11 protein-coding genes and 1 pseudogene are annotated in these 9,900 nt (G+C 70.8%); 3 read left to right on the forward strand and 9 right to left on the reverse strand.

Features of this window, described 5'->3' with window-relative positions; genetic code table 11:
- Both WBA97_RS28920 and WBA97_RS28925 read left to right on the forward strand, forming a co-directional pair.
- Positions 1-1,028 (forward strand): annotated as a pseudogene (locus WBA97_RS28920) (hypothetical protein); the annotation flags it as partial.
- Between the two features lie 24 nt (positions 1,029-1,052).
- Positions 1,053-1,586 carry a DUF6879 family protein gene (locus tag WBA97_RS28925; protein ID WP_424234113.1) on the forward strand — a complete coding sequence of 178 codons (534 nt, stop codon included), beginning with the start codon at positions 1,053-1,055 and terminating at the stop codon, positions 1,584-1,586.
- Positions 1,587-1,676: 90 nt separating this feature from the next.
- Here the strand turns inward: WBA97_RS28925 and WBA97_RS28930 are convergent, their stop codons facing one another.
- The 9 genes from WBA97_RS28930 to WBA97_RS28970 all read right to left on the reverse strand — a co-directional run bounded on the left by WBA97_RS28930 (position 1,677) and on the right by WBA97_RS28970 (position 8,449).
- On the reverse strand, positions 1,677-2,465 hold the full coding sequence (locus WBA97_RS28930; protein ID WP_424234114.1) for an IclR family transcriptional regulator: 789 nt from the start codon (positions 2,463-2,465) through the stop codon (positions 1,677-1,679).
- Positions 2,462-3,202, reverse strand: coding sequence for a class II aldolase/adducin family protein (locus tag WBA97_RS28935; RefSeq protein ID WP_424234115.1), 741 nt, complete (start codon positions 3,200-3,202; stop codon positions 2,462-2,464). The genes WBA97_RS28930 and WBA97_RS28935 overlap by 4 nt, the downstream gene beginning before the upstream one ends.
- A complete protein-coding gene (locus tag WBA97_RS28940) occupies positions 3,199-4,371 on the reverse strand; it encodes an NAD(P)/FAD-dependent oxidoreductase (RefSeq protein WP_424234116.1) in 1,173 nt (390 codons plus the stop codon). The genes WBA97_RS28935 and WBA97_RS28940 overlap by 4 nt, the downstream gene beginning before the upstream one ends.
- On the reverse strand, positions 4,368-4,559 hold the full coding sequence (locus WBA97_RS28945; RefSeq protein ID WP_424234117.1) for a ferredoxin: 192 nt from the start codon (positions 4,557-4,559) through the stop codon (positions 4,368-4,370). The genes WBA97_RS28940 and WBA97_RS28945 overlap by 4 nt, the downstream gene beginning before the upstream one ends.
- A gap of 13 nt (positions 4,560-4,572) precedes the next feature.
- Positions 4,573-5,358, reverse strand: coding sequence for a 3-(cis-5,6-dihydroxycyclohexa-1,3-dien-1-yl)propanoate dehydrogenase (gene hcaB / locus WBA97_RS28950; RefSeq protein ID WP_424234118.1), 786 nt, complete (start codon positions 5,356-5,358; stop codon positions 4,573-4,575).
- Complete coding sequence (locus tag WBA97_RS28955) at positions 5,355-5,621, reverse strand: dihydrodiol dehydrogenase (RefSeq protein WP_424234119.1); 267 nt, start codon at positions 5,619-5,621, stop codon at positions 5,355-5,357. The genes hcaB and WBA97_RS28955 overlap by 4 nt, the downstream gene beginning before the upstream one ends.
- Positions 5,618-6,193, reverse strand: a complete 576-nt coding sequence (locus WBA97_RS28960) for a 3-phenylpropionate/cinnamic acid dioxygenase subunit beta (RefSeq protein ID WP_424234120.1) — start codon at positions 6,191-6,193, stop codon at positions 5,618-5,620. The genes WBA97_RS28955 and WBA97_RS28960 overlap by 4 nt, the downstream gene beginning before the upstream one ends.
- Positions 6,190-7,575: an aromatic ring-hydroxylating dioxygenase subunit alpha gene (locus WBA97_RS28965; RefSeq protein ID WP_424234121.1), complete on the reverse strand. Its 1,386-nt coding sequence runs from the start codon at positions 7,573-7,575 to the stop codon at positions 6,190-6,192. The genes WBA97_RS28960 and WBA97_RS28965 overlap by 4 nt, the downstream gene beginning before the upstream one ends.
- 91 nt (positions 7,576-7,666) lie before the next feature.
- Positions 7,667-8,449 (reverse strand): SDR family NAD(P)-dependent oxidoreductase, encoded by a 783-nt coding sequence (locus WBA97_RS28970; RefSeq protein WP_424234122.1) that lies wholly within the window; start codon positions 8,447-8,449, stop codon positions 7,667-7,669.
- Between the two features lie 194 nt (positions 8,450-8,643).
- Here WBA97_RS28970 and WBA97_RS28975 point away from each other — a divergent pair.
- Positions 8,644-9,900 (forward strand): polysaccharide deacetylase family protein (locus WBA97_RS28975; RefSeq protein ID WP_424234123.1); only part of this gene is annotated, 1,257 nt, incomplete at its 3' end.

Raw genomic sequence — 9,900 nt, forward strand, 5'->3', positions numbered from 1 at the left:
TTGCGCTGGTGCGGCTACGTTCCCGGCAGCCGGACGGATCGGTGATCGGCGAGTCCCGGCGAACGTGTCATCTGGTGCCGGTGCCCGAGTCGACGACCATGCCGGAATTCCTGGTTGCGTGTTGCGGGCTGCGTATCGGACCGGGGCAGGGCGAGGTTCTGCCCGAGGCGATGGGCATGCCGTGCGAGCTGTGCCTGTCCGTGGCCTGGGAAGACGGTACGGCAGTTGATCGCCGGCGAACCAGCACCATCCGCTCAGCACGCTGGGTGACGGCCCGCCGGTCAGGTGCGGGCGGCGCGACATCTCCCAACGACGACGAGGAACGATCCACTGTGGATGTCGATCCGAACGTGCAGTTCCCAGAACGGTGTCAGCGAGCCGCTGACGACGTCGGCCACGCCGGAGCAGGTCGCGATATGGCAGACGGTATGAATCCGCCGACGCTCGATGAAACAACAGGCTGGCCGGTTGAACTGGACCCGTCGAAAGGACCGGAGGGCGTGCCTTTCGGCCGGTACCGCCTCTGCCCTGATTGTGTTGGATCGGGCTTGATACGGGATGTGCCGTGTGGTCGGTGCGGCGGAGTTCCTTATGTGGACGGTTTCCACCCGGGTCATTGGTGTCCGGTCTGCCTCGGGCGGCCCCTTCCGGGGATGAGCACCGCTACCGGTGTCATGTCTTCCAAGTGTCGGGGAATGTCGTGGCGCGAGGAGGCCAACGACCTGATTTCGAGCCGCGCGGACGGCCTGGGGATGCGGTTGGTCACCCTTGCCGGAGATGCCCTGTACGACGCCGACGATCCGGGCGACGTGATGTCTCTGGCGGAGGACCTTGCCGAGCTGGTGCAATTGCTGGTGGACCGCGCGTCGAAAGACCAGCGCTATGTCAGGCAGCAGTTGCGGCGGGAGCTGATGGGCGAGACCACCAACTGGGCACGGATCGCTGAACAACTCACCATGGTGGCGACACGATATCGTCGTCAGGCTGCCACCCGGCTTACCGACGTTGGTGACTCCGGCGGCCGATAACGCACGCCACCGAAGGGAGCTGGCGTGGAGCTGCTACAGGGTGAGGCGTTCGACGAGTTGTTCCGCACCTTCGAGCGCACCGCGTTCCACCTGGAGGTGCAGGACGCTTACCACACCCCGGATGAGTCCGGCCCATTCTCCCTGTTCCTGAACGGACAGGATGACGACCTGGCCTGGCATCGGCCCTGGCTGGCGTTGGTGCGTGAGGCCACCTCGGCAGGCAGAGCGATCACCAGGGCGCGGGTCGTGACGGTCCCGCACGGGGACTACACCCGATGGGGACTCACTATCGCCGAACACAACATCACCGCCGGGGAGGACATCCGGTGGCTCCCCCGCCACCTCATCGACTCGGCCGAACTCACGGCCGATGACTACTGGTTGTTTGATGACAGCCGAGTCGTGTTCACCGTGTTCGCCCCGGACGGCACATTCGAGGGAGGCGCCGCCACCACCGACCCCGTCATCGTGCGGCACTGCCGCACCGTTCGGGACCGTGTATGGGAGGCGGCTATCCCGCACGACCGGTATCGGACCGGCGACCACACCGCCGTCTAACGCCACCCCCGTGACCCTGTGCTGTTCACCAAGCACGCGCGGAACCTCATCACAGAAGCCTCGACTTCTCGGCGAAATAACTCAGCTCGGTCACACCAGGAGGTCGGTGATCTCCTGGGCCGCCTCGGCGAGGGCCTTCGCCACGTCCGCGCGGATGGTCGACGACATGCGGGTGCTTGGCATCGAGATGTTGACCGCGTACAGGTCGCCGCCGGGGCTCGTCATGGCTACCGCCACCGAGGCGACGCCCTCCTCCGACTCCTGCATGCTCGCGGCGAAGCCGCGTTTGCGGGTGGTGGCCAGTTCGCGCTCGAGGGCCGTCCTGGAGGTGACGGTCCGCTCGGTCACGGCCGTGAGCTTCTCCTCCGGGTAACGTCTGTGCAGCTCGTCGGTCGCCAGCATGGACAGCATCGCCTTGCCGGTCGACGTGCAGTGGGCAGGCAGCGACCGGCCGGCGCGGGAGGCCACCCGGACCGCCCTGCCGCTCTCGATGGAGTCGAGGAAGTTGACCTGGCTGCCTTCGAGCCTGCCGAGGTGCACGGTCTCGTCGAACGCCACGTTCAGTCGCTCCAGGATCGGGCGGGCGCGGGCGCGCAGGTCGACCTGGCGCAGCACGGCCGACGCGATCGTGGCGAGCGCGCCGCCCGGCTCGTAGGCGCGGGAGGTCGCGTCCTGCCGGACGAAACCGCGGTACTGCAGCATGGCGAGCAGCCGGTGCGCGGTCGAGGACGCCACCCCGAGGTAGGCGCTCGCCTCGGTGAGCCGGATGCGGGGCTTCTCGGCGAACAGCAGTAGCAGCCGGAGGGCGTTGTCCACCGACTCGATCGGGTACTGGGGTGGCGTACGACCGTCCGCCTCGCCCCGAGGAGCCGCGCTCATGGCAGAGAGCCTAACGGCATCGTGTGCACCGGCTCATCGCCGATCCTGGCGAGCTCGTGACGCCACGCGACCGCCACCGTGAAACCGGCACCGAGGTCGGGGAGCTGGTCGAGGTCGGCGTCCGGCAGGTCGGCGAGGGTGCCACCGGCCGACCGGACGGCGAGCGAGAGCGCCGCGATCCGGTCGACGCTCACGGCCTGCAGCACCGCCTGCTCCACACTCGGCGCGGCGCTCGTCAGCCCGTGGCCGCGCAGCAGCACCACCGGCCGGTCACCCATGGCGGCGGTCATCTCACCGGCGAGCTCCCGGTCGCGCACCAGCACCCCTCGGGGGTAGACCGGCACCCCACCACGCGCGAGCGCGGCACCGGGGATGTCGTACGCCCCGACTACCGGCCGGATCGCGATCCCCGCGAGGTCCGCCGCGACCACGGCGGCGGGGTGCGCGTGCACGACGGCCGCGACCTCCGGCCGACGACGCAGCACCTCCGCGTGCAACGGCAGTTCGTTGGGCGGCACGTACCCGTCCAGCTCACCGGGTGCGCCCGGTCCCCCGTCGAACGTCACGAGCCGGATGTCGGCCGGCTCGGTGAACGCGAGCCCGCGCTCCATCGGCCCCCGGCAGCGCACGAGCAGCAGCTCATCGCCCGCCCGCTGGCTGACATGCCCGAGGAACCCGTCGGCCAGCCCTCGGGCGGCGAGGATCCGGCACGCGGCGGCCAGCAGCGGCCGGCTCACGACCGTGCACCAAGCGCGTCGGTGATGCGGCCGACGAGGTCGGGGGCGTCGGGGAAGCGGCGGGCGGTGAGCATGGCACGCGGCCAGTTGACCGCGACGACGCCGGTGGGCAGGCCGTGCGGGTCGGTGCCGACGACGGCGAACACGCCATCCGCCGGGTCGCCGATCACCGTGTGGTCGACGGCCGCCGCAGGCCGGCCCGCCACCTGCAGTTTCCAGTCGTACTGGTCGCTCCACACGTACTCACGCGGCACGTACGCGGTCCGCTCGCCCCTTGCGATGTTGCGGCCGACCAGCGCGGCCTGGTCGGTGGCCGCCGTCCAGTGCTCGTACCTGGCCGACCCGCCGGGATGGGTCCAGCGGGCCACGTCGCCCACCGCCCACACGCCAGGCACGCAGCGGCCGGACGGGTCGCACACCAGGCCGTCGTGCAGCCGCAGACCGGAGTCGGCGAGCCAGTCGGTGGCCGGCGCGGTACCGATGCCGACCACCACGGCCGACGCGGGCAGCACGGTGCCGTCGGTCAGGGTCACCCTGCCCCGCTCGATCGCGGACACGCCGACGCCGAGGTGCAGCGCGACGCCGTGCCCTCGGTGCAGGTCGGCGAGGAGCGCACCGGCCGGTGCACCGACCACCCGCACGGCGGGCGCGGGCAGCGGGTCGACGAGCGTCACCTCGATGCCGAGCGTCCTGGCCGACGCGGCGACCTCCGAGCCGATCATCCCGGCCCCGACGACGACCAGCGGTCCGCCCCGCGCCAGGTCGGCGCGCAGTGCGGTCGCGTCCGCCGCGGTGCGCAGCTCGTGTGTGCCCGCCGGCCTGCCCCACGGCGCCTGCCGGGGCACGGCTCCGGTCGCGACCACCAGTTCCCGGTAGCCGACCCGCTCGCCGTCGGCCAGCTCGACCTCGGCGGCGGCGACATCGACCGCCACGACCCGCGCGCCGAGCCGCACGGTGAACTCGGAGCCCGCGCGGAGCAGCGGCGCGTCGGCGGCGTCCGCCGCACCCACCAGCACGGCCTTCGACAGCGGGGGCCGGTCGTACGGGACGACGGTCTCCTCGCCGAGCACGAGCACCTCGCCGTCGTAGCCTGCGGAACACAGCGCCTGCGCGGTGCGGATCCCCGCGACGGAGGAGCCCACCACGACCGCGGCGTTCGTCCCGCTCATTCGACCGTGAGCGCGCTGACCGGGCAGCCGCGCGCGGCGGTCTCGACCCGGTCGCGGTCGGCCTCGTCGACGGTCGCCGACAGGACCACGACGACCCCGTCGTCGTCGAGGTCGAACACGTCGTCGGCCCCCACGACGCAGTTGCCATATCCCTGGCACAGCGCCACATCGGCCTTCACCACCGGCACGACACCCTCCTCGTCACGTCTTGATCCCCGCCCCGCCGTCGGAGTGCACGACACCGCCGGTCACCCCGCGCGCCTTCGCCGACGCGAGGAACACGTAGCTCCACGCGTGGTCCTCGCTGGTGAGCGCGACGTTGAGTGGTGTCCTGGCGGCGAGCTCCGTCGCGCGGCCCGGCGTGTCGGCGAGGCGTCTGCCGGACAGGCCGAGCGCGGCGGCCCCACGCAGGTCGGTGCCCAGCGTGCCGCCCGGGGCGACCCCGTTGACCCGGACCCCGGGCGCCAGCTCGTGGGCGAGCGCGGTCACCATGCCGCGGACGGCGAACTTCGACGACACGTAGAGCACCCCACCCCGGCCGGGGAAGTAGGCCGACGTGGACTCGGTGAGGATCACCGACCCCCGGCTCTCGGTCAGCGCGGGGAGCGCCGCCTTCACCGAGCGCAGCATGCTCTTGACGTTCACCGCGAAGACCTCGTCGAAGCCCGCGTCGATGTCGTCGTCGGCCAGCTCGGACAGACCGAGGTAGAAGTCGAACACCCCGACACAGCTCACCAGCACGTCGAGCCCGCCGAACGCGGCACACGCCGCGGCGACGGCCGCCTCGTTGGCCGCCCGCGTGGTCGCGTCGCCCTCGGTCACCGGCACGCCGGGACACTCGGCGGCCAGGGCGTCGCACTTGGCCCTGTCGCGTTCCAGCACGGCGACCCGCGCGCCCTCGGCGAGATAGGCGTCGACGACCGCCCTGCCGATGCCGGACCCGGCGCCGACGACGAGGGCGCGACAGCCGTCGAGCCAACCGGTCACGTGTCCTCCCAGGTGGCGTCGGTGATCAGCGGAGCGGCCGGCTTGCCGATCATCGCGGAGAACGTCAGGGGTGTCTGCCAGGTCAGCGACTCCAGCTCCAGCGGGCACAGCGAGATCCACTGGCCACTGCGTGGCGACTCGATGAGCAGCCGGGAGCCGTTGCGGGTGTCGACCCGGCGCACCCTGACCTCGGCGAACTCGTTGGCGATGGTGATGGCGTCGGCCGTGGTGTCCGCACCTTCGGAGTGGCCTGGCTGGGTCACAGGAACACCGCCAGGTTCTGGATCCGCAGCACCGACTCGTCGACCATGATGGTCCGCCGCGCGAGCCGCCACCCCTCCGGCGTGGACCGCAGCAGGTCCTCGCGGCCCGCGGACACGATGGCGGGCTCACGCACGTCGCCCCTGCTGCGGAAGAGCAGCACGGCCGAGTCGACGACGAGCTCGTCCGGTGAGCCGGTGGCGAAGGTGCGGACGAGGGACAGGTGATGCCGCAGCCGGGACGGCGGGTCCTCGGTCCAGGCGTGTTCCGTCGCGAACCGGGCCACCCTGCGGGACAGCGAGTACTTGTCCTCGTCGAAGTGGGCCATGTCGCGCGCTGTGTCGAACCCGGCGCCGAGCGCGGTCGTCACCCGCACCGGCATGAAGTAGTGGATGTCGTCGGTCAGCAGGTCGAGCCAGGTGGCGTAGTCCTGCGCGTCGAGCAGGTAGGCCTCGTCGACGAGCCAGCGGTGCGCGAGCAGGTGCCGGGGGTCGTCGAACGGCAGGGTGGCACCGGTGCGTTCGGTGGTCGACGCGTAGTCCTCGCCAAGTGGCGACGTTGGCCGGGTGCTCACGACGGGTCCGCGGAGCCGATGTCGACCGGCGCCGCCGCGTCGACGGGCTTCTCGAGGCAGTCCGCCCAGCGGTTCAGCAACGCGCGCTGGTTGTGCTCCGCGTAGCCGACGTAGGCGGTACCGGGGCCTGCGAACTCCTCGCGGGTGAGCGCGGGGACGACCGTCGTGTCGTCGGCGAGCAGGCCCATCCTGCTGTTGAGCCGCAGCCGCCGCGCCATCGAGCCCGCCGCGGTGTTGGTGAGCGACACCCAGTTCTCGACGTCGTCCTGCTCGAACATCCCGGTGCTGCCGAAGCACATCAGGTACGCCTTGTAGGACAACGCCTTGAACCGGGCCGGTGCCTGTTTGTCGACGGCGAACCAGGACAGCACCTCGGTCTCGTCGGCGCTGACCGGCTGCCACTGGCGCAGGGAGATGAACGGCAGCACGGCATCGTCGTTCGGGCCGGTGTCGGCGACCTTGGGCCAGTTGTGGACCAGGCTGAGGTTGGGGAAGACCGTCGCGGCGGAGATCATGAACCCGTTGTCCCCGATGACCTTCTGCTGGTCCGCCGACCAGGTGCCCCGCATCCGCTCGATCATCTCGTCGGGATAGCCGACGTAGCGGAGCCGCTCCTCGAGGTCGCCGGGCGGCAGCTTGTAGGTGGTGCCGCCACCCGCACCGGCCCAGTAGGTGCTGCCGTCCTTGCGTTTCTCCGCCTTCGGCTCGCGGAACAGACCGATCTCCACGACGCTCGTGTGGGTCTGCGGTGTGTGGTACATGTCGCCCGCGAAGTTCTCCGCGCCGATCTTCCAGTTCGCCTTGATGCGCCAGCGTTGTGGCCCGCGCAGCTCGATCCCGGCCTCGCTCTGCTTCGTGTAGTAGTCGAGGTAGAAGGCGAAGTCGCCGAGGTAGTCCCGCAGCGGCGGCGCGTGCTCGTCGAGTGAGACGAAGATCAGTCCGTTGTAGACATCGAGGGACGGTGCCGGTACGAGCGACTGGCCCTTGCGCTTGAAACCCGCGTCGCCGCCGTAGGCCTCGCGGTGGAACGGCAGCCCGACGATACGGCCGTCGTTGCGGTAGGACCAGCCGTGGTAGGGGCAGCGGAAGTGCGACGCGTTGCCGACCTCGGCGCGACAGACCTGCATGCCGCGGTGCAGGCACATGTTGAAGAGCGCCCGTACCTGACCCTGCTCGTCGCGCACGACGATGAACGAGTCGTCCAGTACCCGGCGGACCACGTAGTCGCCGGGTGCCGGGATCTCCGACTCGTGCGCGACGAACATCCAGGCGCGACCGAAGACCCGGTCCCGCTCCAGCCGGAAGATCTCGGCGTCGTTGTAGATGTGCGCGGGGATCATGCCACGCCGGACATCGCCGAGCACCGTTGCCTGACCGGTCATCCACCCCTCCAGCACATATCTGCATCACGGATACTAATTCTTCTATGCAGAGAATGCGCCAGCCACGGGGACACGTCAAGCCCCGAGGGGGTCATGCGAGGTGCCAGCCCCCGTCGACGCGCAGAATCGTGCCGGTCACGTAGGCGGCCATCGGCGAGGCGAGGAAGAGCACGGCGTTCGCGATGTCCTCGACACTGCCCGCCCTGCGCAGCGCGAGCGCCGACAGGGCCTGCTGCTTGGCCACCTGCCGGGGGTCCGCCGAGGGCCACGCGGTGAGCCGGGTGTCCACATAGCCCGGCGACACCGCGTTGACCCTGATGCCGAGCGGCCCCCACTCCTGCGCCGCGTAGCGGGTGACGGTCTCGACGGCGGTCTTGGACGTCGCGTAGCTCACCCGCTGCGGCAGCGCCTTGTCGGCGAGCAGTGAGGAGAGGTTGACGATGGCCCGGTCGGCATCGGTCTCGTCGCGCATGGCCCGGTGGGCGACCTGGCAGCCGCGCAGGGTGGTCGCCGCGTTGACGCGCAGGACCCGTTCGAACTCCTCGATGTCGACGTCGGCCACGTCCTGGTGGCTCACCACGCCCGCGTTGTTGACCCACACCCGCAGCGGTGGCAGCTCGGTGAGCCGGGTCTCGACCCCGGCGAGGCCGTCCTGCGCGGTCAGCTCGGCGACCACCGGCACGACCTGGTCGGGAGAAGCCAGCTCCCTGGTCGCATTGTCCAGTTCGTCGGCGTCCCGGTCGACGAGCACGACCGTCATGCCGGCACCTCGGAGGGTGGCGGCGATCTGGAAGCCGATCCCACGGGCGGCTCCGGTGACCACCGCCGTCGTGCCGCGCAGGGCGGCGAAAGGGGACGTCGACGCTGACTCCATGATGGCTCCTTGTATACATCGGAGGCTCTCTGCTGAGAAGAAGTCTTCTACGCAAGACGGATTACTTACAAGACCATGTTGTAGCAACGTCAATTGCTGACACCACGTGGTCGCGTGACCGCAGTGGGCGAATGTCCTGTCAGGACACCAGGAACGCCTTGATGTCGGCCATTCGTATACAATACTGTCGGCCCGTGGCCACCGTCGCTCTCACCTTCGACCACCTCGGCTCCGCACTCGAGGTGGGCAGGGGCGGCCGTCGCCAGCCGAACTGGAACGACCCGGCGCTGCTCACCGGCTACCCGCGCATTCTCGGGCTGCTGGACGAACTGGGCCTGCGCGGCACGTTCTTCGTCGAGGGCTGGAGCCTGCTGCACTATCCCGCGCACATCGCCGACCTGCTCGAACGCGGCCACGAGGTCGCGCTGCACGGCTGGGTCCACGAGTGCTGGTCGGCACTGTCCCCCTCGGACGAGGAGCGCATCCTCTGCGACGGCCTCGCCGCCCTGGACGCCGCGGGCGTGACCGTGCCTGGCTTCCGCGCGCCGCACGGTGTCCACTCCGGACAGAGCGCGGAACTGCTCGCCCGGCTGGGTTTCCGCTTCGACAGCTCGCTGCTCACCGAGGACGACGTGCCGCGCGGCGCGACTCGGCCGCTCGGCGGCAACCTGGTCAACGTCCCGTTCACCTGGCCGATGGTCGACGCCTGGCAGTACCGGATCAGGACGGACCCGCTCACCCCCGACGAGCTCGCCACCGAGTGGCTCGGCTTGGTCGACGCGGCGACCGACGAGGCTCCACTGGTCACGCTGGTGATCCATCCACACGTGAGCGGTGTCCTCGACGACCGGTACGCCGCGGTCGAGCGGGTACTGCGGACCATCGCCGCCGACCCGGCGGTGCGGGTGTGCCGGGCAGGTGACCTGCTGGACCCGCTGCCGTCGCCCGCGGCGCCGCCGGTCGACGCGCAGCCTGCGAACTGGGTGCCGTACCTGCGCGGGCGGGGCGTGCTGACCGGCCCGCCGTGGACCTGGGGGCCACAGAGGACACTCGAAGGCGGCGTCTCGTGCGAGGCGGTGCGGGTCGGCGACGTCGTCGCCAAGCGGCCGAGGGCGTTGCTCGCGGTCCCCGGGCACTGGCCCGCCGACCGGGGCCGGATCCTCGCCGAGGGCGCCGCGATGGCGCGGTTCCCCGCTCTGGCACCGGCCGTGTTCGACCTCGACGCGGACAACCTGGTGCTCAGCATGGCGTTCGCCGACGGCGCGGTGTGGCGCGACCAGCTCATGGCGGGCACCGTCGACCCCGGCGTGGTGGCTTGGGTGGCCACCGCACTGCGGGAGATCCACGCGGGTGACCCGGCAGGGCTCGACGGCGCCGCCCGCTTCGCCGAGCTGCGCCTCGACCCGTACTTCGCCGGGCTCCCCGGTGTCGGGCCGGTGGTCGAGCGGCTG

It is taken from the genome of Actinophytocola sp. (assembly GCF_049647105.1).
GTDB lineage: Bacteria > Actinomycetota > Actinomycetes > Mycobacteriales > Pseudonocardiaceae > Actinophytocola.